The organism is Magnetovibrio sp., from assembly GCF_036568125.1.
Taxonomy (GTDB): Bacteria; Pseudomonadota; Alphaproteobacteria; order Rhodospirillales; family Magnetovibrionaceae; genus Magnetovibrio.
The window spans coordinates 104,515-130,553 of sequence record NZ_DATCTF010000015.1; the positions used below are offsets into that span (position 1 = coordinate 104,515).

General features: G+C 54.1%; 28 protein-coding genes. 8 read left to right on the forward strand and 20 right to left on the reverse strand.

The annotated features are described in order from the left end of the window. Positions 1 to 187: 187 nt before the first annotated feature. From VIN96_RS13165 to VIN96_RS13190, 6 genes are all read right to left on the reverse strand, one after another. On the reverse strand, positions 188 to 520 hold the full coding sequence (locus VIN96_RS13165) for a RebB family R body protein (protein ID WP_331896692.1): 333 nt from the start codon (positions 518 to 520) through the stop codon (positions 188 to 190). A gap of 222 nt (positions 521 to 742) precedes the next feature. Further along, complete coding sequence (locus VIN96_RS13170) at positions 743 to 1,075, reverse strand: RebB family R body protein (protein ID WP_331896693.1); 333 nt, start codon at positions 1,073 to 1,075, stop codon at positions 743 to 745. Positions 1,076 to 1,274: 199 nt separating this feature from the next. After that, positions 1,275 to 1,598 carry a RebB family R body protein gene (locus tag VIN96_RS13175; protein WP_331896694.1) on the reverse strand — a complete coding sequence of 108 codons (324 nt, stop codon included), beginning with the start codon at positions 1,596 to 1,598 and terminating at the stop codon, positions 1,275 to 1,277. Positions 1,599 to 1,795: 197 nt separating this feature from the next. After that, positions 1,796 to 2,122 carry a RebB family R body protein gene (locus tag VIN96_RS13180; protein WP_331896695.1) on the reverse strand — a complete coding sequence of 109 codons (327 nt, stop codon included), beginning with the start codon at positions 2,120 to 2,122 and terminating at the stop codon, positions 1,796 to 1,798. Between the two features lie 193 nt (positions 2,123 to 2,315). Next, positions 2,316 to 2,642 (reverse strand): RebB family R body protein, encoded by a 327-nt coding sequence (locus tag VIN96_RS13185; RefSeq protein WP_331896696.1) that lies wholly within the window; start codon positions 2,640 to 2,642, stop codon positions 2,316 to 2,318. A gap of 158 nt (positions 2,643 to 2,800) precedes the next feature. Further along, positions 2,801 to 3,655: an OmpA family protein gene (locus tag VIN96_RS13190; protein ID WP_331896698.1), complete on the reverse strand. Its 855-nt coding sequence runs from the start codon at positions 3,653 to 3,655 to the stop codon at positions 2,801 to 2,803. 345 nt (positions 3,656 to 4,000) lie between these two features. Here VIN96_RS13190 and VIN96_RS13195 point away from each other — a divergent pair, with 345 nt between their 5' ends. From VIN96_RS13195 to VIN96_RS13205, 3 genes are all read left to right on the forward strand, one after another. Continuing rightward, positions 4,001 to 4,576: an SIS domain-containing protein gene (locus tag VIN96_RS13195; protein WP_331896699.1), complete on the forward strand. Its 576-nt coding sequence runs from the start codon at positions 4,001 to 4,003 to the stop codon at positions 4,574 to 4,576. Between the two features lie 112 nt (positions 4,577 to 4,688). Beyond that, the gene (locus VIN96_RS13200) at positions 4,689 to 5,645 is read left to right on the forward strand and encodes a UDP-glucuronic acid decarboxylase family protein (RefSeq protein WP_331896700.1); all 957 of its coding nucleotides are present in this window, start codon (positions 4,689 to 4,691) and stop codon (positions 5,643 to 5,645) included. A gap of 56 nt (positions 5,646 to 5,701) precedes the next feature. Next, positions 5,702 to 5,989, forward strand: a complete 288-nt coding sequence (locus VIN96_RS13205; RefSeq protein ID WP_331896701.1) for a hypothetical protein — start codon at positions 5,702 to 5,704, stop codon at positions 5,987 to 5,989. A gap of 14 nt (positions 5,990 to 6,003) precedes the next feature. On the opposite strand, the gene rfbD is transcribed toward VIN96_RS13205, so the two are convergent. The 14 genes from rfbD to VIN96_RS13275 form a co-directional block, all read right to left on the reverse strand. Continuing rightward, entirely contained in the window at positions 6,004 to 6,903 is a 900-nt protein-coding gene (rfbD, locus tag VIN96_RS13210) for a dTDP-4-dehydrorhamnose reductase (RefSeq protein ID WP_331896702.1), read from the reverse strand. Between the two features lie 30 nt (positions 6,904 to 6,933). Further along, positions 6,934 to 7,986 carry a dTDP-glucose 4,6-dehydratase gene (gene rfbB, locus VIN96_RS13215; RefSeq protein ID WP_331896703.1) on the reverse strand — a complete coding sequence of 351 codons (1,053 nt, stop codon included), beginning with the start codon at positions 7,984 to 7,986 and terminating at the stop codon, positions 6,934 to 6,936. Beyond that, positions 7,983 to 8,579, reverse strand: coding sequence for a dTDP-4-dehydrorhamnose 3,5-epimerase (rfbC, locus tag VIN96_RS13220; protein ID WP_414675610.1), 597 nt, complete (start codon positions 8,577 to 8,579; stop codon positions 7,983 to 7,985). The genes rfbB and rfbC overlap by 4 nt, the downstream gene beginning before the upstream one ends. A gap of 88 nt (positions 8,580 to 8,667) precedes the next feature. Continuing rightward, positions 8,668 to 9,648, reverse strand: coding sequence for a glycosyltransferase family 2 protein (locus tag VIN96_RS13225; RefSeq protein ID WP_331896705.1), 981 nt, complete (start codon positions 9,646 to 9,648; stop codon positions 8,668 to 8,670). A 34-nt stretch (positions 9,649 to 9,682) separates the two neighbouring features. Then, positions 9,683 to 10,555, reverse strand: coding sequence for a glucose-1-phosphate thymidylyltransferase RfbA (gene rfbA / locus VIN96_RS13230; protein ID WP_331896707.1), 873 nt, complete (start codon positions 10,553 to 10,555; stop codon positions 9,683 to 9,685). Next, on the reverse strand, positions 10,552 to 11,721 hold the full coding sequence (locus VIN96_RS13235; protein ID WP_331896709.1) for a hypothetical protein: 1,170 nt from the start codon (positions 11,719 to 11,721) through the stop codon (positions 10,552 to 10,554). The genes rfbA and VIN96_RS13235 overlap by 4 nt, the downstream gene beginning before the upstream one ends. 136 nt (positions 11,722 to 11,857) lie before the next feature. Beyond that, the gene (locus tag VIN96_RS13240; RefSeq protein WP_331896711.1) at positions 11,858 to 12,775 is read right to left on the reverse strand and encodes a glycosyltransferase family 2 protein; all 918 of its coding nucleotides are present in this window, start codon (positions 12,773 to 12,775) and stop codon (positions 11,858 to 11,860) included. Further along, positions 12,775 to 14,823 (reverse strand): hypothetical protein, encoded by a 2,049-nt coding sequence (locus VIN96_RS13245; protein WP_331896713.1) that lies wholly within the window; start codon positions 14,821 to 14,823, stop codon positions 12,775 to 12,777. Before VIN96_RS13245 ends, VIN96_RS13240 begins: the two co-directional genes overlap by 1 nt. A 132-nt stretch (positions 14,824 to 14,955) precedes the next feature. Further along, positions 14,956 to 15,600, reverse strand: coding sequence for an alpha/beta hydrolase (locus tag VIN96_RS13250; protein ID WP_331896715.1), 645 nt, complete (start codon positions 15,598 to 15,600; stop codon positions 14,956 to 14,958). 244 nt (positions 15,601 to 15,844) lie between these two features. Next, positions 15,845 to 16,966, reverse strand: coding sequence for an autotransporter outer membrane beta-barrel domain-containing protein (locus VIN96_RS13255; RefSeq protein ID WP_331896717.1), 1,122 nt, complete (start codon positions 16,964 to 16,966; stop codon positions 15,845 to 15,847). Positions 16,967 to 17,184: 218 nt separating this feature from the next. Then, entirely contained in the window at positions 17,185 to 17,406 is a 222-nt protein-coding gene (locus tag VIN96_RS13260) for a hypothetical protein (protein ID WP_331896719.1), read from the reverse strand. 142 nt (positions 17,407 to 17,548) lie between these two features. Then, complete coding sequence (locus VIN96_RS13265) at positions 17,549 to 19,201, reverse strand: sulfatase-like hydrolase/transferase (RefSeq protein WP_331896721.1); 1,653 nt, start codon at positions 19,199 to 19,201, stop codon at positions 17,549 to 17,551. Then, complete coding sequence (locus VIN96_RS13270; protein ID WP_331896723.1) at positions 19,170 to 19,970, reverse strand: VanZ family protein; 801 nt, start codon at positions 19,968 to 19,970, stop codon at positions 19,170 to 19,172. Before VIN96_RS13270 ends, VIN96_RS13265 begins: the two co-directional genes overlap by 32 nt. 41 nt (positions 19,971 to 20,011) lie before the next feature. Next, positions 20,012 to 20,995 carry a glycosyltransferase family 2 protein gene (locus VIN96_RS13275; RefSeq protein WP_331896724.1) on the reverse strand — a complete coding sequence of 328 codons (984 nt, stop codon included), beginning with the start codon at positions 20,993 to 20,995 and terminating at the stop codon, positions 20,012 to 20,014. Positions 20,996 to 21,289: 294 nt separating this feature from the next. On the opposite strand from VIN96_RS13275, the gene VIN96_RS13280 reads away from it, so the two are divergent. From VIN96_RS13280 to VIN96_RS13300, 5 genes are all read left to right on the forward strand, one after another. Next, positions 21,290 to 21,889, forward strand: a complete 600-nt coding sequence (locus tag VIN96_RS13280) for an SIS domain-containing protein (RefSeq protein ID WP_331896725.1) — start codon at positions 21,290 to 21,292, stop codon at positions 21,887 to 21,889. Between the two features lie 3 nt (positions 21,890 to 21,892). Further along, entirely contained in the window at positions 21,893 to 22,444 is a 552-nt protein-coding gene (locus VIN96_RS13285; protein ID WP_331896726.1) for an HAD-IIIA family hydrolase, read from the forward strand. Positions 22,445 to 22,799: 355 nt separating this feature from the next. Continuing rightward, positions 22,800 to 23,738, forward strand: coding sequence for a hypothetical protein (locus tag VIN96_RS13290; RefSeq protein WP_331896727.1), 939 nt, complete (start codon positions 22,800 to 22,802; stop codon positions 23,736 to 23,738). Positions 23,739 to 23,747: 9 nt separating this feature from the next. After that, positions 23,748 to 25,055: a hypothetical protein gene (locus VIN96_RS13295; RefSeq protein ID WP_331896728.1), complete on the forward strand. Its 1,308-nt coding sequence runs from the start codon at positions 23,748 to 23,750 to the stop codon at positions 25,053 to 25,055. Positions 25,056 to 25,075: 20 nt separating this feature from the next. Next, entirely contained in the window at positions 25,076 to 26,038 is a 963-nt protein-coding gene (locus VIN96_RS13300; RefSeq protein ID WP_331896729.1) for a glycosyltransferase family 2 protein, read from the forward strand. The last annotated feature ends 1 nt before the right edge of the window (position 26,039 follow it).

The window sequence follows — 26,039 nt, forward strand, 5'->3', positions numbered from 1 at the left end:
TGAGATGAGCGCCGATCGCCAATCGGTCTCTTCTCCCTGCTAGACGTTCCCGGATCGGTTCCGTGAAACACAAAACGCCTTTTTTCATTTTTTATGCGGGACCAGGCCGCCGCAATCGGGAGCGATATCTCGTCGATTGCGGCGACCTCAGGCCCTTACAAGCCATCAAGTCCGCATAAGTCTGGTCTTAGCTAACGCCGGAGGTGGAGGCGCGCAGGGCGGACATCAGGGCGAGCATGTTGTCCGGAACGTCGGAGTTGCCGATCTTGGAGGTCGCCACGGCGCCGGCCATCGTATCGACGCTGTAGATCTGGATTACACCCTGGTTGGTCGCGGCCTGAGATGCGATCGCCAACTGCTGCTGCGAGCTGACCGCGTTCTCAAACAAGATACCGGTCGAGTGGGACATGGACTGATACAGCGCGCCCATTGCCATTGCGGGCGCATCGCCCAACACTTTGACGTTGGCCTGGGTGACGGCGTCGGTAATCTGACCGTTTACGGGGGTGGGTAAAGCCATTTGAATTCTCCTGTTGTAGACCTGATAACTTGGGATGAATGCAGGGCCCGTTCGTCATGGGGTTGCATCGTGCTTTCAGTTAAATGACGGCTCGAGATGGCTTTTGTGACCCACACAAAGTCTTTTTTTATTATTTATTTTCAATTAGTTATATCAAGACACACCGAACCCGCCCGACCAAATTGGCCGAGGCGGGTTCGCTGCATGGGCGAGACTTGAGGGTTAGCTCACACCGCTGGTCGATGCGCGCAAAGCGCTCAGAAGCGCCAACATGTTGTTGGGCACATCGGATTGGGCGATTTTGGACGTCGCGGCGGCACCAGACATGGTGTCGACGCTGTAGATTTGGATCACACCTTGGTTGGTCGCGGCCTGAGACGCGATCGCCAGCTGCTGCTGCGAGCTGACGGCGTTCTCATAAAGAATGCCGGTCGAGTGTGAAAGCGATTGGTACATCGCACCCATCGCCATTGCAGGAGCGTCACCAAGAACCTTCACGTTGGTCTGGGTGACGGCATCCGTGATCTGGCCGTTAACCGGAGTGGGTAGAGCCATGTTCGATCTCCTTCATCGTATAGGACTGCCAGGCACCACGGCCATACTGTTTGGCTTTGCGGTGCATCTCTCTCACGCTAATGACGTTCGATAGGGACAGTTGTGATTGATCAATGTGTGTTTTTTTCAAGGTCTTTGAAAATTGCCGGAAATGCCCGACCCGTCCCCGACTTCGGGCCAGAAATTTCCAATGCGAGACTTAGACCACGACAGCCCGAAGCGCCGACAGCAACGCCAGCATGTTGTCCGGAACATCGGAACCGGCGATTTTCGACGTCGCCACCGCACCGGCCATGGTGTCGATGCTATAGATTTGGATCACACCCTGGTTGGTCGCGGCCTGTGCGGCGATGCCCAACTGCTGCTGCGAGCTGACGGCGTTTTCGTACAGAATGCCGGTCGAGTGCGAAAGGGATTGGTACATTGCACCCATGGCCATCGCCGGGGCGTCACCGAGAACTTTAACATTGGCCTGGGTGACAGCATCCGTGATCTGACCGTTCATGGGAGTGGGCATAGCCATCTTCTATCTCCTACTTTAGGTTTCACTGCTTGGCACCTCAGAACCTGCGGGGTCGTGCGGTGCGTTTCTCTCTCTCAGGTTCTTGACGCCAATCGCTTGCGGTTGTGATCTGCAAAGTCAGAATTTTTAGAAGCGATCCAATGAATGCGAAAAACTGACCCGTCCCCGACATCGGGCCGGTCTTTCGAAGATAGGACTTAAGCCGCAGTGGATGCGCGCAACGCCGACATCAGCGACAGCATGTTGTTGGGAACATCCGAATTGGCGATCTTCGACGTTGCGGCGGCACCGGCCATGGTGTCGACACTATAGATCTGCAGAACGCCTTGGTTGGTTGCGGCTTGAGACGCGATTGCGAGCTGCTGTTGCGAACTCACAGCGTTCTCGTACAAAATTCCCGTCGAATGTGAGAGCGACTGAAAAATCGCCCCCATGGCCATCGCGGGCGCACTTCCCAAAACCTGGACGTTGGATTGGGTAACGGCGTCCGTAATTTGGCCGTTCATCGGAGTCGGTAATGCCATAATATTTTCCTTAATGGGGTTGGATCGCTTAACACCTCAGCCTTCGGCCTAGCGGTGCATCCCTCTCACGTTGGTGATGTTCGATGCCGACAAGTGCGATTGGGTTTGTCGTTGTGTGAGATGTGGATTGGGAAAAAAAGAAAACCTGACCCGTCCCCGACATCGGGTCAGTGTTTTCTTATCACAAGCGGACTTAAGCCGCCGTGCTCGCCCGAAGCGCCGTCAACAGCGACAGCATATTGTCCGGAACGTCGGAATTGGCGATCTTCGAAGTCGCAACCGCAGCCGACATCGGCGGTACGGAATAGATCTGAATCACACCCTGGTTGGTGGAAGCCTGAGCGGCAATGTTCAACATTTGCTGCGAGCTAACCGCGTTTTCATACAAGATGCCCGTCGAGTGCGAGAGCGACTGGTAAATCGCACCCATTGCCATCGCGGGGGCATCGCCCAGAACTTTAACGTTTGCCTGAGTAACGGCGTCCGTGATCATTCCATTCACGGGAGTCGGCATGGCCATAAGCTGTCTCCATTTCCTTGGTTTGAGTGGTTTCTCTCCCCTACAGCTGTTTGACGCCAGGCAATCGATTATGTGATGAAATTGTTCGCGATTTTTGATCCGGCCAAAAAAAGAGAGGGCCGAAGCCCTCTCCTTCCTCAGTTTCTTGCCGATCGAAGTTAGCGCTCGAACACCACCTCAACGCGGCGGTTCATACGTTCGCGCATACCGTCTTCGGTCGCAACCTGCGGGCTGGTTTCGCCCGCGAACGAGGTCGTCATCATGGAACCCATGACACCCTCATCCATCAGCGCTTTGCTAACCGCTTCCACGCGCTTGCGAGACAGGGCTTCATTGTAGGCATTCGAGCCGGAACGGTCGGCGTGACCGATCAGCACCACACGGGCGACTTTGGCCGCTTTCGCCGCTTCGGCCGCACGCTTGATGAGATCAACGTTGGCGCTGCTCAAATCCGCGCTATCGTGGGTGAAGTAGACGATGAACGGTTCGGGTAGAGCCGCGGGCATCGCCTTGGGCATCGGTGCGGGCATCGCCATATCACCGGCGCAATCGGGAATGGCTTTCTCATAGCCCGCGCGCATCATTGCGATGTGGTCCGTCTGATGGCCTTCTTCCGCCTGTTCCATCCAATGTTCGAACCAGGTTTGCGCCAATGCACAGGCGTCCGGCGCGACTTTCGGCGCGTTGGTTTTCAACGCCGCGCTCAAAGCATTGTAGGCGCTGTTGATGGCGTCGCCATCGGCTTTAATCTTGCGATCGCTGGGCATCTGCACCGCCGGCGCATTGCCCATGGCAGCCATTTCGGCGCGGGTGTTAAAGAAGCTGACGGAACGCCAATCGCCTTCCTTGATCTCAAATTCCGCGCGTTCGATGTAGCGTTTGTGCAGCGCGCTGGCAAAAGCGTCGCCTTGATCTCCCATCGCCGAAACACCGGCGACGTCGTAGTTCGCGGCGCATGCCGACAGCATCGCCACGGCGCCGAGCATGGCGCTGGCTTTGAATATAGTTTTCATCGGGGCCTCCTCCTGAAACGACAAACACAAAGGGTCGCGACTTTTTTATTATGCCCATTTTACGATAAGTTTACGCGTCTAGGACAAACATGTGAAGGATCGCTATTGAATTCAATGACACAATTGAATTAGGAGCCTCTATTTGATGGAACATGCCTGAGCAGCACACCGTTATCTTTCCCCGTATCATTCCCCGCCCATTCCACATGTGTCACCGCGAAAATTTCAACTTGTGCCTTACGTCACAGCACAATGATCAGTAACGAGATATTCGATTAAGGCAATTGCAACATCGCACGCGCGGCATGTATGATCCTCGAAATTCAGCTGACCCCAGAGGGCTAAATGAAAAGTATTGGAGAGTATCTCCGCGAATCTGCTGAGGTCATCAATAAAACGACTGAAGTTTTGTCGAATGAGCGGGTGGAACAGGCTCTCGAGGCCATGACCGCGGCTCTTTCTGTCGGCAACCCCTTGTTGGTGTGCGGGAATGGTGGGTCCGCCGCGGATGCGATACACATCACCGCCGAGTTGGTTGGTCGTTTTTTGATTGAACGCAAGGCCTTGAACTGTATCTGCTTGTCGTCCAACCCCGGCACCCTGACAGCCTGGACCAACGATTACGGCTATGACACCGTCTTTTCACGCCAAGTTGAAGCTTACGGCAAGGCTGGCGGCGTAATCTTGGGCATTAGCACATCTGGCAATTCGCCAAGCGTGGTCAATGCCCTGAGGACTGCGCGGGAGATGAATATGGTCACGATCGCATTAACCGGCGAGGGTGGTGGAAAACTGGCAGAAGTCAGCGACATCGTGTTGAGCGCACCCTCGACTTCTACACCGCAAATCCAGCAAGTCCACCTGTGTATCTATCATTATCTTTGCGCAGAGATCGAACAACGCATCCGTGCGCAGGCATAATCTATTCGAATAGAGTTTCGAAAATGAGATAACTGGTGTGGCGTGACCGAGCGATGAACAAAGAGTTTAAGACGCCACCGCACGATACCTTCATTTTCACAAAGGGTCTTTGATGTCATTAAGCATATTCGACCGCAAACGCATTCTGGTAACGGGTGGCGCAGGTTTTCTCGGCTCGCACCTGTGCGAACGCCTCCTGAACGATGGTCACGATGTCATCTGCGTCGATAATTTCTTCACCGGCACCAAAGACAACATCCTCCATTTGATGGACAATCCCAATTTCGAGGTGATGCGCCACGACATCACCTTCCCACTCTACGTCGAGGTTGAGGAAATATACAATCTGGCTTGCCCCGCGAGTCCGTTTCACTATCAGCACGACCCCGTCCAGACCACCAAGACGTCCGTGCATGGCGCGATCAATATGTTGGGCTTGGCCAAGCGGGTGGGAGCAAAGATTTTCCAGGCCTCGACCTCGGAAGTTTACGGTGACCCCGAAGTGCACCCGCAAACAGAAAACTACACCGGATCGGTAAATCCCATCGGCCCCAGGGCCTGTTATGACGAAGGCAAGCGTTGCGCAGAGACCTTGTTTTTCGACTATAACCGTCAATACAACCTCGACATCCGGGTGGCGCGAATCTTCAACACTTACGGACCACGCATGCATCCCAACGATGGCCGCGTGGTAAGCAATTTCATCGTTCAAGCCCTCAAGGGTGAGCCCATCACCATCTACGGGGACGGTAGCCAGACCCGGTCGTTCTGTTACTGCGACGATTTGATCGAGGCTTTCGTTCGGATGATGGATGCTCCCAGCGGCATCACCGGACCGATCAATATGGGCAACCCCGCCGAACTGACCATCAGGGGGCTGGCGGAGGTCGTGATCGAAATGACCGGCTCGAAATCCGCTTTGGAAATTCACCCCTTGCCCATGGATGATCCGATGCAGCGCTGCCCGGACATCACCAAAGCCAAAACAGAATTGGCGTGGGAGCCGAGCACATCTTTGGAGGACGGGCTGCGCAAAACCATCGCCTACTTTGCCGAGATCGTCTGCTAGGTCGGACGCACCGGTTAGGACCTCTCACAACCTCATGTTTCCATGGAGTGATGCACGTGCGCCGCAGTTATATAATTCTCATCTTACTCGCAATATGCATCGCCTTGGCGTTCGCAAGCATCAAACCGATTCTCAACTATACAAACAGCTGGGTGGTCGATGATTTGAAAGCCACATATCCCGACACCCTAGTTGAGCAGCGTTTGGCGGAACAATACTGGTCGATGTATCCCGATGTAGCCGCTTCCAGTAAGTTTGGGGTATCTGGTGCGCTCGGTGTATATGGCGCACGCCGCCATTTTCAGGTTTTCGGACAGCACGAAAATCGTAAGTGGCCACAATAGACCTATGACGGACGCTATGACATGCGGTCCGCAAGCTCTACCAAGCAAACCTCAAGACTCTCTCGCCACTCTGGCAACGTGAGCCCATATACCGTTTGAAGCTTGGCGCAGCTCAAACTCGAAAAGGTCGGACGTGCTGCGGGATCCTTGCGTAGCGCTGACGCAATCGGCACAATTTCACAGGAGGCCCCAGACCACTCTCGCCCCAACCGCCGTGTCATGGCAGCCTGAATTTCACGAGCGAATACGTAGCGCGATATGCTTCCTGTATCCGCCACATGAAATGTCCCGTACTGCTCATCATTTCGGCGATCAAGCTGAGCAGCCATTTCGATCAAGGTGCTTGCCAAGTCTGATGCATAGGTTGGCGATCCGGTCTGGTCATCGACAACCGAAATGGATGAGGATTTGGACAGATGGCGGACAATCGCCGTGACGAAATTCCCGTCAGACGCACTGTACAGCCATGATGTTCTAACGATGATGTGTGCTGGCGCAAAATCGCGCACGGCGCGTTCTCCGGCTTCCTTGCTGGCGCCGTAGACGCTCAAAGGTCCAACGGCGTCAGCCTCAGTGTAGGGTTCGTGTGCGTCCCCTGAGAAAACGAAGTCCGTGGATATGTGTATTACCGGGCAGTCGCGCTGCGACGCAGCCCGGGCGACATTGGCTGCACCATCGCAATTGACGGCATAGGCTTGGCGTTCATTGCTTTCAGCTAAATCCACGTTGGTGTAGGCCGCCGCATTGATGATCACATCAGGGCTGAAACGCATCACTTCCGCGTTGACCTGCTCAGCATCGGCAATATCGACCCGCTCCCGCCCGACACGTTCCATCACCCAACCTGCGGGCAAAGCGCATCGCCCCAGTGCGTGAGACAGCTGACCACTTCGACCGAACACCAGTACACGCATTCCGCCCCCTCGCCGCTCAAGCCAACAGCGTCATAGGACGCCTAGCCTTTCGCCATCATACACTTGCTCGCTGATTGCACCCCACCAGCTGCGATTATCCAGATACCATTGCACGACTTGGCGCAGTCCATCGTCTAAAGTGTGACGCGGCATCCACCCCAATTCGGCCGTGATTTTTTGAGCATCTATGGCATAACGGAAGTCATGACCGGGACGATCGGTGACAAATGAGATCAACTGCGACGTCGGTTGAACAGGCAATTCATCCGCCAACTCATCCATCAAGACGCACAGTTTTTTGACCAGTGCGATGTTGCTGCAATCGTTATTGGCGCCGATGGCATAAGTTTCCCCCGCACGCCCTTGTGTCAAGATGGCGTATAACGCTTCTGCGTGATCTTCAACATGCAGCCAATCACGGCGATTGAGACCCTGGCCGTACACCGGCAATGTGCGTCCCTCTAGAGCGTTTATAATCATGCGCGGAATCAGCTTTTCGGGGAACTGATAGGGGCCGTAATTGTTGGTGCACGTGCTGACCATAACGGGCAGACCATAAGTCTCGAACCAAGCGTGCGCCAGGTGGTCAGAAGCTGCCTTGCTAGCCGAATAAGGTGAATTGGGGCGGTAAGGCGAGAGCTCGTTAAATGCGCCGTCCTCACCTAATGAACCATATACTTCGTCAGTGGAAACGTGAAGAAACCGAAACTTACGTTGCATGTCGGCAGTGAGGTCGCGCCAGTATATATAAGCCGCCTGCAACAGCTCGTATGTGCCGACGATGTTCGATTGTATAAAGGTATCAGGTGAATCGATGGAGCGGTCGACATGAGATTCCGCCGCTAGATGAAGCACCGCATTCGGGCGATGTTCAGAAAAGATTGCGCGGATTGTATCGCGGTCACAAATATCGGCCTTGATGAAGGTATATTCATCCCGCCCTTCCAGCATCTCCACGGAAGCTAGGTTGGCCGCATACGTCAACTTATCGACGTTCACAACCGTGCAATGTTTTTGCAGCACCAAGTTGCGGCACACAGCAGAACCGATGAAGCCAGCCCCCCCCGTAACCAAAACTTTCATGAACGTTTCTCCGCCGCATCAGCTGCGCCATACACAAAAGGCGGGCGAATATCTTCTAACTGAGGAAGTCTTTCATCCTTTTCAGATAAGCAGGGCACACTGTCAGACAAAGGCCATGCGATCCCCAAGTTCGGATCGTTCCACACCACACCGCCTTCGCATTCAGGGGCATAGAAATCGCTCACCTTGTAGAACACCTCCGTCATATCTTCCAACGTCACATAACCGTGTGCAAACCCCACCGGCACATATAATTGGTTCCAGTTTTGTGCGCTGAGCTCAACTCCTTGCCATTTCCCGAACGTCGGAGAACCTTGTCGCAAATCCACCGCCACATCCCAAATGCGGCCGCGGATCACACGCACCAACTTCGCTTGAGCATGCGGGGGACGCTGAAAATGAAGCCCCCGCAATGTACCGGCTCGATCCGAAGAGGCGAAATTGTCCTGAACGAACGACACCTCAATTCCGGATTGCTTCAAGCGGTTGGCATTGAAAGTTTCAGAAAATGCACCGCGACCATCGGCGAACCTGGGCGTTTCAAACAGCATCAGCCCCGGAAGCGACAATTGCTCAATTCCAATGTCCGTCACGCTCACTCTCTCTTCCACATGCGAAACACTTCAACACCATCTACTTAAGCGTTCCATGCCATCTGATCCTAGCATAGCGCGTTGAACCTTACTTTCCAGCCTTGCGCACCAAGGGTACCATCTTGCGGCTCAATACATACGGATTGATCGTGATCAGACGATTGCGCAGCAACGCCCACATATCTCCCCATAACGAGGCCCGCTCCACCCCTGCAACAGGCGTCGGCGTCCGCACCCCATCAAGAGCCCCACGCAACGCAGCCTTGCGGCCAGCGCCATCATACTTAAACAACAGTATCGGAATGTACAGAAGGGCACCCATCAAAAGAGAAAGACCCGCGAGCAGCGGCGGCATATTCCGACGCACCATCCACACCCGGTTGCGTTGACTGTGATAAAGGCTGAACGGACTATTTCGGATCGTGATCAGGCTGCCTTTGTGGTGCACGACGGCACGTCTCACCTGGACGCATTGCGCACCCTGACGCTGCAGGCGCCAGCCCAGATCGATGTCTTCGAGGTAGCAGAAGAACGCCTCCTCAAAGCCCCCTACCTTTTCATAAGCGGTGCGCCGGTAGAATGCCGCCGCTGCGCATGGGGAGAAGGCGAAGATATCGTCATCGGGCAACTCTGACACATGATGGCCGTGTAAGGCCCGCCAGGGAATGCCGTAAATGGACAAGAAGTCGCCATACCCATCGACTTGGTCTGGCATATCGGCCATCAATTGGGTCGAACCGAACATGTCGATATCGGGAAAGCGTCGGCTGGCCTCACTCATGCGCGTCAACCAATCAGATTCAGGAATACAGTCGGGATTGAGCGTACAGAACCATTCGCTGCTTGATCCCTCGAACCCCCGGTTGTTGGCGAAAGCGAAACCTGTGTTGTTCGGCAAGGCCACGAGGTGAAAACGCGCATCGGGCAAACTTAAGGACGCAAAGCTGTCATCGCTCGAATCGTTATCGACGATCACAACTTCAAAATCCTCAAAAGTCTGAAGCGCAAGACCATCGATCACTTTCTGCAACCATGGACCGCTGTTGTAATTGACGATGACGATCCTCACCCAGGGGCTTCGCATGGTCTTGCCTCCCGAACCGTCAGAGCTGTCGGCTCAGAAAATTCTCTAGATAATTTCTGTATTCGCTGTGGCCCATCTCATCTATCAAGCGTTCCAACTGACGAGTGTCGATAAATTTTTTGTAAAAGGCGATTTCCTCGACACAGGCGATTTTCAGACCTTGGCGCTCTTCGATGGTGCGCACGAAATTTCCGGCATCAAGCAAGGAATCATGCGTTCCCGCATCCAGCCACGCAAAGCCGCGTCCCAAATATTCGGCTGAAAGCTCACCGGCTTCAATATAAGCATTGTTGACGTCGGTGATTTCGTATTCGCCCCGGGCTGATGGCCTAAGACCGGCCACAATATCAACAACCCGGTTGTCGTAAAAATAAAGTCCCGTAACCGCCCATGACGAAGGAGGAACAGACGGTTTTTCTATGATGGAAACGATCTCATTTTTATCATCGAGTTCAAGCACGCCGTAACGTTGGGGCTCATCCACCCAATAGGCAAAAACCGTCGCCCCATCGGTGGTGTGCGCCGCCCGCGCCAATTTTTCTGTTAGGCCGTGTCCGAAGAAAATATTGTCCCCCAACACCAGGCACACCGAATCGTCACCGATAAAATCACGACCAACGACGAAAGCCTCGGCTATTCCCTTGGGTTGAGACTGTTCTCCATAAGAAATATTGAGCCCCCACTGGGTGCCATCGCCCAGCAGTTCGACAAAACCGGACAGGTCGCGGGGGGTTGATATCACCAGGATATCCCTGATACCCGCCAGCATCAAAGTCGACAGTGGATAATAAATCATCGGTTTGTCGTAAACGGGCAGCAGTTGTTTGGAAACGGCTCGCGTTATCGGATGCAGTCGGGTGCCATGACCGCCTGCCAGAATGATCCCCTTCATGCTTGCTCCCCCTCATCGTTTGACGATATAGGCAGGGCCTCTAGCGAGAGAGACAGATTGGTGCCCATGATGTCATTGATCTGTCCCAAGACCATGCGCAGGTCCGTATCCGAAACATGATGCACATCATCATCGGGCAAGGAAACGTGCGTCTCTTCAGGCCCTGCAAGACACGCCGCCAAGATCAAGTCCATATGCAGGTCGTTCAAGCGGCTGTAGGTGCTGAGACTGCGATAAAACTGATCTTGAAATTCTTCCATCGCGGCGAGTTTTTCCACCCGACTTCGTAGGTTACTCATCGCATGCGGCCCTAAGGCGTAAAAATTGAAAAACAGTTCCAATCCGGTTATCGCGCTCCGCTCCTCAAACCGCCCCAGTGACAGATTTCGGATTCCCCCCGTCCGCGCGAACCTTTCTGTTCGCTTGGCGCGATCGCGGGGCTCAATGATAACGCAATACGCGACAATAAACCCAATCGCGAGAACGAAGAAGAACGGTAGAACCTCTATGCTGACAGGTTGTTGGAACCAAAAAATATTGTAGTAAGCCGCCAAGAAATGCGATGCCGGGTTGATGGAAGTGAAGTACTTGTTCCCAAACTGATTGAGATCATGGAACATGAACAGCACCGGCGACATGATGGCAAAAATCACAAACGCCACGACCATGATGTTTTTGACGTTAAACCATCGCGAAACGGCTAGGTGAAAGATACTCACCGAGAAATTCACCGTCCCCTGCGTTAGCACGACCAGCACCGAATACCCCAGCATCGTGGCAATATCCACATAGTCGCGAACGACTGCCATGACGGCAACGATGATCACCATATCGACGAGAAAGTCGACAAACAGAATACCCGCCCCTCCCAGCGCGGAACGAAGCCCCGCGGAGTCGAGTACACCATAAATTTTCCCATGTATAATCAAGGCTTCATTAACCCTGAGGATGGTCTTCATGGTCCACATCAAAATCACGACGCCAAGCCATGACAGCAAAAATCGTTCAAATGCAAATTCACCCAGCAGATTGACCTGCACCGAATACAGCGCCAAAGCGATGAGCGGTGCCTCGAAACGCGAAAGGATGAAGCGGGTGAGGTGGAAGCGAGCGTTATAAATACATGCTGAAATAATGACCCGATAAATACTTTCCATATTCAGCATAACTCACAAATGTCTGCATCTTCACTCAGAGGTAACATAAACGGTTCATGCGCGGCACATATGCCTAGCATAACCGTGTCACCTGAAACGAACGAGCCCAAACAATACCCTGAGCGACGCAAAAAAGCTTTTAATTTCAGATCCTGTTCCACAATTCCGAGATTTGAATTTTTTTACGGTTCGAAAACAGGTACTTCACGCTTATTCCAATAAAATGCAGGTAAACCAACACGGATACAAGGAATAGAAAGATTGTGGGGTAATAGTTTAAAAACCCACGATTCATGAATTTTACGAATGAGTTATGCTTATGGTATTCGACAAATATCGGCCGTGAAACGCTACACTGTCCTTTAGTATGTGTGCACTTAGCGCCGGGCACGAACATAACCAATTGCTTGCTGCGGCCCATGCGCATGCAAAGCTCCAAATCTTCGAAGTGTAGAAAATATTGCTCGTCGAAGCCGCCGTGTCGCGCCAGCGCCGAGCTCCGCACAAGCATACATGCCCCGGATACAGCATCGACAGCGATTTCACGCTTAGGCGTAGGACGTCCGGCATGGTTGAAATTCTTAAAACGCGGATGGTCCGGCATCAACGCGTCAAGATGCAGCAGCATGCAGAAGGTTTTCCACGGCGATGGAATATCGCGCCGGCCGCCGGGTTGTTCGCTGCCGTCGGGATTCAGAAGCATCGGGCCGGCTATTGCGGCACCGGTGGTTTTCTCCAACACGCCAACCAGCTTTTTGATGCAACCCTTATGCAATGTGCAGTCGGGATTGAGAAACAGAACGTAATTTCCCTTCGCTTGCGCCGCGCCAATATTGCATCCTTTTGCGAAACCGAGATTTTTATCATTGCGGATAATTTGAGGTTTCAGATCGAGATCATCCAAGAGGCTGATGCTATCGTCGGTCGAGGCGTTGTCGACGACGATCACCTCGGTCTTGGCGCCACCTTCGGCAAAAGCACTCAAAACGGCCTCTTTTAAAAAGGGACCGCTGTTGTAATTGACAATAACGGTGGAGACTTGGCGTTTTGCTTTAGGTGACATCAGTTCTTACCGACTTTCATCGCACTTTTGCAGCCAGTCTGAAGATTGCGATAAGGCTGAACCGTGTTGGCAAGCCATTCTGGAATTTCCATAAACCGATCGACACCGCAGTCCATAGCATTTGCGATCCATGACAAGCCCGTTCGCTTTTCGTCCATATCCTGAGCCTGAGTGAGCATCGCGCCAAGATAGTACATTGCGACCGGATCGTCCGGTTTCTTTGACAATATACGGCTCACAACCGTTTCAAGGGAATCGTAGCGTTTCTCGGCAAGCAGATGGGTAAGGTAAGAAATGAGAATGTCACTGCGATACGGCGCCAAGTCCAGACTGCGTTCAGCGAGTTTTTCCCACAATTGCGCCTTTCCATCAACAACGGATGCAGTCCAGGCCCATTCGGGAAGCAACGCAATATCACCAAACAAGTTCAGGCCGACCATAACCAGCCCGGGCTCCTGGGTCGTAGCCATACGTTGGTTCACGTCTTCAAGCACGTCCTTCAAAACCGCCAAGCCTTGAGCGTTTTGCAACTCTTTGTGGATTTCTATGTAACCCATGGCTTCGACGTAAAGCATTCTGCGCACGAGATCGGTGCGACGCGGATCAGGCGGCACGTACTTCGCCATAAACCGTTCATTTTCAATACTCCCCTTGTCCGCTTTCAAGGGATAGACGTTGATCGAAAATGAATAATAGGACGCTGCGAGCATGCCGAGCACGGCAATCGCGCCAACGCTCATCCCCGTCGCCCAGACGGTTCCGGTCGTGAAGGATGGGGCTTGCCCCTGCCCCTTGCCTTCTCGCGGCCCAGACCGTGCCCGTGATGGCGCAAACGAAGCCAACGCCAGCGCAAAAAAAGGCATATGAAACGACAACTCGAACCAAACGGAGCTGTATAGAACGTACCCCACGACAAAGGCCAAAGCGACGGTTCGCCTGTGTTGCGGCGCCCCGACATAGATCGACGTGATCAACGCCAACATACCGAACACACCAACCGCGCCGATGCTGTATTGCGTTTCAATCAGGAAGTTGTGGCTGTGAAACATTTCTCGCCATAGAAAATCCCACTCCTTCGTGTACAGAACCATGTTTCCCCAATGCAGATACTGGAAAAACGCTGCCTGTGTATGTCCCCATCCATGCCCGAATATCCATTCCAGCAAGCTCGAATCCTGAAGGGCACCGCCCATGATGTTCGCGATGATCGCACGCATCCGCATCGATTTGACGTCTACCGCATCACCAACGATCAGGGCTAACACCGCACCAGCCGACACAATCACCAGCGCAGCCACCAGCCAAGCTGGGATTCTTTCCAGCATCGTGCTCAGTTCGGGGCGGCGGCGGGAAACGGCCCAGAATGCGCCTGCCAGCAGCGCCCCAGCGCACACAATCGCTACCAAGGACAAATTTGATGACAGAACAATCAGCAACACGGCGCTGGCGCGAAGGCTATAGAATTGAAGTGCCGCGATGCGTCCCTTGCCGCGACCGTCATCGGGAAAAAACAGCAACAAAAACCCAATTAGCCCGTAACTGTCGCCACCGGGTATAAAGACGGTTGTTGCCGTAATCTGGCTATATAAAAGAACCCCCGACACGGTCAACGCGGTCACGGTCGCGACTGCACTGAAAATCGAAATGGCCGCAGCATTATCCTTGAGTGTCCAAACAACCACCAGCATAGACGCCGCCAAAAGATGCCACACCGGACCATAGGCCGATTGATAAGTACCGATCAGCGCCACCCAGGGCATATCCGCCCAAAGTGCCGTCAGCCCCCCCAGCCCTGCGATCACCGCCAAAAAGATCGCACTCATCGGGATACCATCCCGCCACCATGGATCGACAAGCCCGCGCATCGCCAGTGAAGCAATGGCCAAGATCCCGGACATCAAAATCACCACGAAAGACGAATCGACAAGGTTCCAGTACCCGGTTTGAAAAACGGGAAAGGCGCCAAGCGGGCTCAAGATCCCCGCCACGACCGCGATTGCCGCGGTTACGGAAGAGATTCGCTTCAACAATACGGCCATATCCGTCATCGGCTTAACCAATCAAAGGAGGAGGGCAACGCCACCTAACCAAGATCGCATCTGGATGCATGAACGCACAACCACAACGTACACGACGTCGCCCATGACGCCCGCCACTGAACTGATCAGAACATTATGGATTTAACGTGAATTAATCAATTGTTGCTGCAGCTTTGGCCACATGTCGGACCAGCAGCAGGTATGGTCAACGCCGGAAAGGCTGCGCAACGATGTTTTCGGGTCGCGCCCAATCGCGTGCAGATAGGAAACAAGCACGGATTGCGGAACGATCTGATCGTCGGCGCCAACAAAATGCATTTGCGGCACGGTTTTGAGCGACGGAAGCGTCGCGGGGTTTAACGAGTCGTACAACGGCGTGACCCCGTGCAATCTGGTCCAATAAGCCGTATCCAGGTTCGCCGCGAGGGTTACCAGTTGCACGACATCCGGGCGGCGCGCCGCCAACAGCGCCGCAACGACACCACCGCCGGAATATCCGACCAGCCGGATGGATTGAGCGTTCGAGGCGCGTTTCAGCGCCGACACCGCCTCGTCCATGGAATCGATGACCGGTTTGGAATACCGCGCCGTGGTCCAATACGCGGTGTGGCAACGCCGACGGTCCATTTCCATGGTGAATTGGCAGGGACGGGCCAAATACGCCGCGTTGCCGGTGACGTCAGAAAGAGCCAATTTTAATGACATCGCGTCGTCGGGGGTCGGGTCCATCGACGGTTGATACCGTGTTTTCCACGCGAAGCCATCGCCTTCGATATAGACCGTCAAGGTACTGCCTGGGATGCGGGGCGCCGTAACGGGGCGATAGGTTCGCAAGGTAAAGGATTTCGTGGGAATGTTCGCCGCGACCCAGCCGCGCGATGTCGCAAGCTGATTTGCCGCCCCTTCCCGGTCATCGAGAAAATGCGACGTACAACCGGTGAGGAACAATACCAGTGCGATGGAGGCAAAAGAAAAAAGGGCGGATATAAAATCCGCCCTTTTCCCGAGGGTAACCAATTTTAGTCTTCGATCAGAAGTTATAACGGATGCGACCCGTTACACCGTAGACATCGAGGTTGTCGCGCATGTTCGCGGAGCTGGAACCTTCGACGTTGATCGACAGTTTGTCGTTGATCGCGGCGTTCACACCGACGGCGGCGTTGATGCCGAACTTGTCGTTGCTGGAGGTGCGACCATTACCAAGATCGGCAGCTTTGCCTTTCTTGTAGTCGTATTCTGCCATGGCACGGACATACGGGCTGAACTTGCCGGCATTGACCGCAACCGTACCGCCGAGGCTGGCGCGACCCAGGTTGATCGTGGAGCTGGCGGAAGCCACACCGGAGCTATCGGTGTAACCGTCCTGCTTTTCGCGAACCTGCATGATGCCAGCTTTCGGCGTCAAGGTCAGCTTGGAGGTTTTGATCGCTTTGGAGACGTTCACAGAACCCATGTAGCGGGTGGCGTCGAACGAACCGGTGATGGTGCGGTTGGTGCGGGTGGTGTCGTAGTTGATTTTGGACACACCGATCATACCGTCGATTGCAACGCCGTTCTTGAGAACGATGCCGCCGTAAGGAGCCAGCGTGTAGCCCTTACCCTTGAAGGTACCGGTGTTGAAGGTCGTGGTCACATCGACGTTTTCGTATGCGATGGACACACCCAGGACCGCGTTGTCTTTCGGCATGAAGTCGAAGCCGGCGACCAAGTTGCTGACGTCGCCGTCGAATTCACCGCCAACGTCTTTGCCATCGACGGTCGTGTAACCGCCCATGACCCAGGCGCCTGCTTTCTTCAACTTGCCACCGGCGGCGACACCGCTCTGCGCGCGGCTGTTGAAGAATGCGACCGTCTTGTTGCCGCTCAGAGTACTCTGCGGACCGACGCCACCAGCAGGAGCGATAGTGCCACCACCACCACCAATCGGAGCCAGACCCGGTGAAGCCGGCGGAATCACTGTGATCCCACCGCCCAACGCACCGCCGATCGAACCGGCGATAATGCCCGCCGTCTGGGTCGACGCCACCGGCGTCACCGACACGGACACAAGCTGGTTTGCCAAAGCCGGGCTATCAGACACGGCACTCGCGGCAAACGCGTTGCCTGCAACCAGTACCGACGCAGCCGTCAGAGCTAAAAATTTAATACGCATGGTCATCCCTCTTAAATACTAACCTGGCGGACATATTACGCACGAAAAGCGCAACCGTCCATGGGTTAAATCCTATCTGCATGCCCCAAAAAGCCCACCACAGACAAAGATTACTAAAATCCAATTGCTTACTTTCCTAAATCACTTCCAGACGTATGTAAACAATAGAAATATGGCCCAAACACACAACCGTTCCGGGGTGTGGCATTCATGCAACATTAAGACGCATTTCCGGGCCAAATCCGCCCTTCCTGACGGCCGTGCCTAGTCCAATGCTCGTATGCGCCCTTACAGCCGCCGCCGCCCTGACGGCCAAAAAAGGCATTTTCAGCAACGTCTGGATAGGTTTCCCAGTACTTGCGGGCGGAATCGCACAGCTCTTTATCGAAGGATTCGATCTGAGCCTTGGATTGCGCCGCATAATCCGCAGTCAGGGCCATGCCCGCGCGCTGTGCCCCAGACAGGATGCCGCTGTGCCATACGCCCACGCCAAATACTAAGAGTGATAGAATGTATACGGACCAGGCCCAGACCTTGTTCGTCCGCTCTGATTTAAGGATTGTCACGATCTCGCCCGCTTGCTCATTGCTGGAAATAAACCGTTTCCCATGCGCTCCACTCCTCCGTGCCCTCGGCACGTATTTTAATGCGCGCTTTTTTGTAGGGCACCACCCAAGTGTCCCAGTAATGCCGATCGACATCGCCAAAATCCTTGCGTGTCCCAACGACCCGCATTTCGCCCGACAACGAGAACGGTGATTCGCCAAGCTCGTAACCGACAATGTAACTGGCGGATGGGTCGCCACTCCATTCAATGGAAAAACGTCCCGCCAAATCGTCGTACCCGAGTCGCGCCGCAGTTTTGGGCCACAACAACACCGGAACGCCCGTGCCCGCGATCATGCGCTCTTGCGGAGAAACGAACTGACGCGCCGTCAACACCTTTTGCGCGAGATGCACCTTGGCCGCCCCCCCCATAACCGTTTCGCAGCGCTCCTGTGGGCTCTGCCGACCATCAGGTCCGAGAAGGTTGATGCGCTCCCAACCGTCCGTGCGAAGATCGTACAAACCTTCCTCGGTGATTTCGGTTTTGACGGCCCGCACGATCATCTTGCACGAATCCGTTATGGTTGCGGCAACGAACGATGAAATGTTGTCCGGGTACGGCTCGCCATATCCTCCCTTGCTGGAATACGCGAACCATGGACGGGGGTGCTGGTCCACGGTCAAATTGCGCCCCGGCAACGCCTGCACCGGCGAGACGCCGATCAGAGAGAGCACCGTCGGCATGATGTCGAGGTGATCCGTCTGCAAATCCGCATCGAATTGAAATCCCTTTTGTCGCAGGGGGTGGCTTGGCGGCAAGAGGATAAACATCGGGATGTTGACGATTTCCTCGTGAAGCGAGGCGTCGTGGGTGGTTGATGCGTGACCGATGCGGCCGCGTTCAAGCAGCTCTTCGCCATGATCGGCCGTGACCACGAGTATGGTGTGTTGATCGAGACCGGTTTTTGTGAAGTAGCGCCAAAAATCCGCGAACCACAAATCGAACTGGCGAACCCCCGATATATATAAGTCGTGGATTAGGGGTTGGTCTTGGTCTTCAAAGGTCACGCTTCCCATGGGAATGGCCGAGCGGGTGCGCACGACATCGATGCGGGCCTGTTGAGCGGGCGTGAGCGAAGGGAGCTTTGCCTGCACGAGCGCCGACGCCGGACTATAGGGCAAGTGCACGTCAAGATAATGATGCCAAAAGACGAATTTATCGCCATCGCGTTGGCGATGGGCCAGCCATTGCATCCACGTCGGCCTCGTATCCACCGTCACGCCAAGATTTTGAAACACTTCTGTTTTAGCGAAAGCCTGGACATTGCCGACGTGCCACCCATCGCCAGCCAGTTGTTCCAAAGGCGTCAACGCATCCCCCAAAACGTACTGCCCGCGTGCATGCACGCCTTGATCGAACGGCGACATGCCCGAGAGAATCGCGATGATATTCGGCGCGGTCCATGCCGATACGGTGCGATGCGCATGCGGTCTCAACGCCCCTTGCATGGCAGCATAGAAAGTCGGCGCCGTCTGCGGCGTGAAATCTGAGGACCTGAGGCTATCGATCGTCAAAATGACGACGTTGAAGGGCCGCTCGCGCATCACGTCACGCACCGTCAGGGCGACCAAGACCAGCGTGGCAACCACCAACACCTTATATAAAGCGGATGCCCATGACCTGAACATAGGCCCCTCCTCCCGCCGCGGTTGCGGCAATCGCAGCGAACGCGAGATGCGCCCTGGCTACAGCGATGTCGAGTTCGCGGCTCCGGCTTTCGTTGGCAAGCAAAGCCAGCCCGCCGAAGACCGGTAAAAGCAGCCACAGAGGAAAATCCAGGCCGCGAAATGGGTATAGCGCCACCAGGGATAAAAAATAGCCCGCCGCCACCGCAACCGGCGCGGCGATATCGGCGGTGTCGGTATACCGCCACGACAATCGCTGCCCCCTCAGAAGTTGCCCCCCCACTGCGACCGAAACGCCGGCAAGGGCGCCGCAAAAATTGGTGACGATATCCGCAATGCCAAAAGTGCGTTCCGCCATCGCGCCTTGCAGCATCTCATCGAGACCGCCGAGCATGGTGGTGATGAGCAATGCCACCAGTCCTCGCGCGACGAGACGCTCCTCAGACTTAAAAGCCAAAAACACCAACCAAGCCAACACAAAATACTGGGCGACATGCGTACGTTTCGCAGGAAACTCGGGATCAACGCTCGCCAGACCGGCAAGCGCGACGACGACCGCGAGGCCGAAGCAAGCCCAAGCCACTCGATTGGCCCGCATCACTCGATGAAACCGCACCATCCACACCACGGCGAGAGCGACAGCGCCCACAGCCACCGCTGCGCCCAATTGATCCACGATCGAACGTGAAAAGTACCCGAGCAAGGCATTGCGGATCAGATAGCCGTAAGAAAACACAACCACACAGCCATACCACGCCAGCAGCGCCTTCAAGACCCAGCCCCACGTGGCACCCGACTTTTCGGTCGTGTGTGTCACGGACGCCCCCCGAATGACTTACTCATTTTGGTTTTCACGGACGTAAGAACATCGAAAGGCTTGAAATATATTTCATATATTTTTGTCAAAAGTGTTTTCTTAAATTCTGCGATGAACCCATTTCGACCACGGTCTTTAAAATATGCTTTCATGATCGCGTTGTGTTTCTGTTCAAAATCCCACCGTTTCTTGAACCTTGCGATGACCTTATCCGTAAACCGTTGAGGTTGCTGTCTACGCAGGACGTCTTCCGCCCGCGACCAAATCCGCTTTGCTGCGGCGTGATCGCCGTACAACTCAAAGCCGTGCCCTTTCCACACATCGCGTTTGGATGCGAGAATTTCAGGGATAAAACACGCTCCTTCACCTGCAGCAATCGTCCAACAGCACAACGCATCGGCAAATCCCTGCAATTGAGGGTCGAAACCGCCGATCCGCACAAGCGAAGCACGCTTAAAAATGCACGAGACCCCTTCAAACCAGCTACCCACCTTATAGAGGCGTGCGACCACATCATCGGGAGAGATATACCCAGCAGTGCTGGACCCAGCAGGCGTGCGAATGCCGCCCTGGGGCGCGCCATCCGCATCGACGTCTTGAACGTACGCGGAACACACACCGCAGGTGGGATTGCGTTCCAGCATGTCACGCGATCGGCCATAAAATCCCGGCAGGACAAAATCGTCCCCCGCCAAAAAATGCACCCAATGGCCTTCGGCCGCCGCCAATCCCTCGTTCAGGCATTGGTTGATTCCCTGGCTTTGCTCGTGGCGAATAACGTGCGTGGGCAGGCTTGCATCCAAGTATTGTTGGACGACCTGTAAGCTATCGTCATTGGATCCGTCATCAATAACGATCAGCTGATCAATCGCGTCTTTTTGATCCATGACAGACGATATGCACGTCTCAATGACCGCTTGCTCGTTTCGAAAGAACACGACAACCGATAATGTGACATCCTCGTCCGTATTGGTGCTCATTATGAGTTGCTCTTGTTTCGACTGTTCTGCGAGACCATCGGGGCCATCATAGAAATTGGCAGACATGCAAGGACGGATTGCAGCAGAAAATTTGGCTGATTCTGCCGTGATGTTAAGCCGCTTGCACCGCACGGTTCAAGGCATCAAATCGGCCCGCCTTCGTATCGTCCCCTCGCGCTGAGCGACGATTTATCGATCCTACGCCAAACAGAGTAGACGCAAACAAACGCTTTGCAGGGCGCACGCATTGGGTTATCAGAAGTTATCCGTCGAAAACTACAAGGAAACGCACCGATGTCCAGTCACGCTCAAGACTTCTTTAGCCAAACGGCAGAAATTGCCAAAACGATCGATTATAAGGTTGTGGATGAGCTGGCTGAAGAACTCGTAAAGCTCCGCGAAGCGGCCGGACGCCTGTTTATCCTTGGAGTCGGCGGTAGCGCTGGCAACTGCAGCCACGCGGTCAATGATTTTCGCAAGCTGTGCTCAATCGAGGCATACGCCCCTGTCGACAATGTTTCCGAACTGACGGCACGAACCAATGATGAAGGTTGGGACACCGTCTTTGCAGCTTGGCTGAACACCAGCCATGCCAACGAAAAAGATGCGATTTTGATCTTTTCCGTCGGCGGCGGCGATGCTGAAAGAAACATTAGCCCCAACATCGTGCGCGCCATAGACCTTGCAAAGCAGCGCAACATGAAAGTTTTCGGCATTGTCGGCAAGGATACCGGCTACACCGCGCAGAAGGGCGACACAGTGGTCGTGGTTCCAATCGTGGACAACCGCCGCATCACCCCGCACAGCGAAGCGTTCCAGGCTGTCGTATGGCACTGTCTCGTCTGCAATCCCATTTTGCAGATGAACGAAACGAAGTGGGAAAGCTCCGTCTGAGCGATGCCCAACACTTCAGCGCGTAAGGCCGTATTTCTTGACCGTGACGGCGTCCTGATCAGAAGCGATATCCGCGACGGACGACCTTACGCGATTACGTCTGCGTCTGATATGGAGATCCTACCCGGCGTCCACGATGCGGCGGCGCAGCTCAAAGCTGCGGGTTTTTTCCTCGTCGTCGTCACAAATCAGCCTGACGTCGTCGACGGCTCACTCTCGCGCGAGACGGTTGAAACCGTGAACGCCGCCTTGGCGAATGAGCTCGGCATCGACGATTTCCGGGTTTGCTATGAAAAGGAAAGTCCTCAGTCACGCTGCTACAAGCCCAAACCGGGTATGATTTTGGACGCCGCACACGACCACAACCTCGACGTGACTAAAAGCTATATGGTCGGGGATAGGTGGCGTGATATTGGCGCTGGCAAAAATGCCGGATGCTATTCCATATTTATAGATTGCGGGTACAGCGAACAACCCCCTGAAGCACCGGATGCGACAGCATCCTCACTGCTGGAAGCCGCACGAATCATCTTGGCTCATGCGACAAATGGATAAGATCTCCACATTCCATTTTATAGGCCAATATTGACCTGTACCCGGCGCGTTAGAGTTTGACTTTACGTTTGGTAGTATTTATTTTCTGCGCCACGGGCAAAGAGAGTAACATCTCAAGTTTTTATAGCTTTATAAATACTGTAAACAACCGACAATGGTCGCCCCGCAATCGTTTTGGGGCGCGTGCTAATTTGAGGGAAAGACCGCACTGCAATAAGCGGTCATAGGGGTCGTGATGGGTTTGTTAGCAGGATATAGGGCATTTGTTAGTGCCCTTAAAATCCATGATCCAGATTCTTTTACGTTTTTTTACCATTTCGGATATCAACACTATGCGTTGGGTGACCTCCTGACTATGGAAGTTCAGTCCGCCGTTCGCGCGGCTGAGGCTCAATGCCATAATGTGGATGTCGTGATTGGCCTCGACCCCGGAAAACCGGCTAGTCAGTTGCAAGGATTTATCACTCCACTGAACCACAGGTCCTATCTCGACAATCTGTTTCCTGCATTTTTGTGTATGCCAAATTTGCGTTCCCTCCGACTGGTGCGTGACCGACTTAGTTATAGTTATTTGTACGCCTCGCGCGTGGCCAGCAAAGTTCCTTACTGGCCCAGCTTGAAAAACGAATTGAAGATGCACCAGGAGTATCCTCTCGGGCATCACGATATCAACGCGTACTACGAAAAACACGGCACCATCCCTAAGCTTGCGGCACCCAGGGGCTATGAAACATGGGCTGAACGCTTTGTTGAGCAGCATTTCGCCGGAAAAAAGATCGTCGTCATCAATCCCCGACAAAGTGCCCTGGCGAGCGTCCCAACGGTGACCTATCGCGACGCCGAGCTCGATACATGGATCAAATTCCTCGGCACCATGTCGATCAAACACCCCGACGTCATGTTCGTTCCTGTAGGCGGATACGCCGAACAAGACCAACGGCTGTTGCTGTGCAAAAACGTCTTCATTCCCCGCTGCAACGGGCAAAACCTCGCTCACGAGCTGGCGCTTCTGCACAAAGCGGATATGTTCATCGGCACATCCAGCGGTTTTGCAACCTATGCCACGTTTACGGATATCCCTTATGGTATTCTCAACATCGAGCACATGTTTGCAGACTGGGTTGGGTTGTCGGTTGGCGATCGTCATTACCCCTTCGGGAAAGCCAATCAAATCCTGACGTGGGAAAGCGAAACCTATGAAAGCCTGGTCGAACTGTTCGAAGAAATTTACGAAACGCTCGACTCCGGACGGTCTCGTCAATGCGGTCAGACCGCCATGCCTGCAGATGTATAGGAGGGGATCATGAGCGGCGCCTTAACCCGACTATACCTCCGAGCCCTTAATGGCAGCGGCTTCTTCAACAATGCCATCGCAATGTCTATGGAAGCCGGCCTGCTGAGCAAGCATATCTTCTTGCTGCTTGCACGAACGGCCAAACGCCGTCTGACACGCTATCAACCGATTGACTGGATGGATTCCGAGGTCCACCGGTTTGCCGTATTTTTGTTGAATATGGGCACCAATCGTTTTGGCTTGCGCCATAGGTTTTTCAATCTGGCCGGGTCCAGCATTCTGAAATATCGCGAATTACAGTGCACGGATAAACTCATGCACGTGGCCAAATTGGAAGGAAGCGTTGACCAGGATACGACCCTGAATTTCTTCTCTTTCATGACCCATATCTTCGCCACCAATCCTGAGCTTCCGCCCCATCAACCGGTCAACGTGAGTATCCGCATCGCCGCCGATGCAGCGCGAGATACCGCACACCTGACGGACTTGGCCTCGTTGTATTTGCTCTGCAAAAACGGGAACAATTTGGAAATTCATTGGGACGATGCCGCTGCCGATGTACAGCTGCCTCTGAGCATGTCAGTCAACGAGCGCCACAGGTGGGCAGCACATCGCAATGCCTTTGCCCTGAACACCCGTGGTCAGAGACCGCAAGTTTCGTTCGACGTGCAAGCCTCCCCGCCTCTCATCGAAAAGCCCTTGGACACCCGTAAACATTACAACGACTACATCAAAAGCGCGGTGCCTGGCAGCGTCATTATCGGCGTCAGCCTTAAAGAAGGTCAGGACGGAACCATTGCGCTTAATGAAGTCGCCCCCTGGCTGAAGCTATTTCGCAGCATGAAAGAAGACCACCCTCACGTAGTCTTCGTCTTGCTCAATAGAATCGATGGCTGGGAGAAAATCGTCTGGCCCGAATTTGTCCGCCCCTTGCGCAGCCATGGCTTTACCTTAATGCAGTCCATTGCAGCCGCGCAAAATACAGATATGTACCTGGGCGTTTTGGATAGCTTTGGCCTGATGGCTTATCAAGTTCGCGTTCCCGGCGTCTATCTCCCCCTTGAACAGGACCGCTACGAAACGGAAGGGTCAGACAACGTGCAGTTTGAGGAAATATCGCCTCGTTGTTACATGCCCGACATCATGCCCAGCTCGCCGGCGTTGAAATTCCAATTGGATAGAATTCTGAGCGCCATCCACTTGCCGAACGAATCTGCACCTCTGCCCTTTGACGACTTCATTGCCGCGAAAGCCGTACAGACCGCAAAGCCGTCGACTCGTAGCGCGAAGCCGCACGCCTCCCAAAAACCACAGTGAGCGAGCTCAAGGCAAGCAACATGGCCTCAGTTACAATTCTTCTTTCGAACTATAATCACGAAAAATACTTGCCCGATTCGTTATGGCACATTTGCAATCAAACCCGGCCGGCCGATGAGATTATCATCGTGGACGACGGCTCGCACGACAATAGCCTGGACGTCATCTACGAATTCAAAAAACAATTCCCGCACATCAAGGTCATCGAAAACGGCGAAAACCTTGGTCTGCAGGAAACCATCACCCGCACATTGGGTTTGGTTGAAACGGATTATTTAGTTTGGGCTGCGTCCGATGATCGCTTGTTGCCCAATTTCCTGGAACGCAGCATGGCGGTGCTAGAGCGTCACCCCGAAGCGGGTCTGGCATTTTCCGAAACGTCGGTCCTGCTTGGCGATACAGAGGAAATTGACCGTTTCGCCATCAATCCCAGCGTAAAATGGATCTTCAATCTATCCGACCTGCCTGAGTTTTTATCAGGAGACGCATTGCGCAAACGCATGCAAAGCGCGTACCTGCCGATTGCCAGCAACAGCTCGGTCATCAACGTCGAGTTTCTGCGCGCGCTGGGCGGTTTCCCCAAAGCGCTGGAATGGCATTCGGATTGGTTTATGGTTTATGCGCTGTCGATGATTCACGGCTGCTGTATCGTACCGGAAACCCTGGCTCTCATTCGTTCGAACCCGGACAGTTATTCAGACAATATGCGCGACGGCGAAGCACAAAAGAAGGTGCTGCTTTCCATGCTGGCCATCTTGCGCCGTAAGGAGTTCGCCATCCCGCGCAGCTATTTCCGCGCATGCCCGTCGAACCTGTCGCCGTTCGGGGTCTTAATGCTCAAGATCCTCGCAACTCGTCCTCTGGACTGGGACCTGTTCATCCCGTACTTCATTTGGAAAACCAAAGAATACAAGCGCGGCCATGGCCTGACTTGGGGCACCACGTTTAAAAATTTCGTCAAACGGGCCTTGAAAATCACCTAAC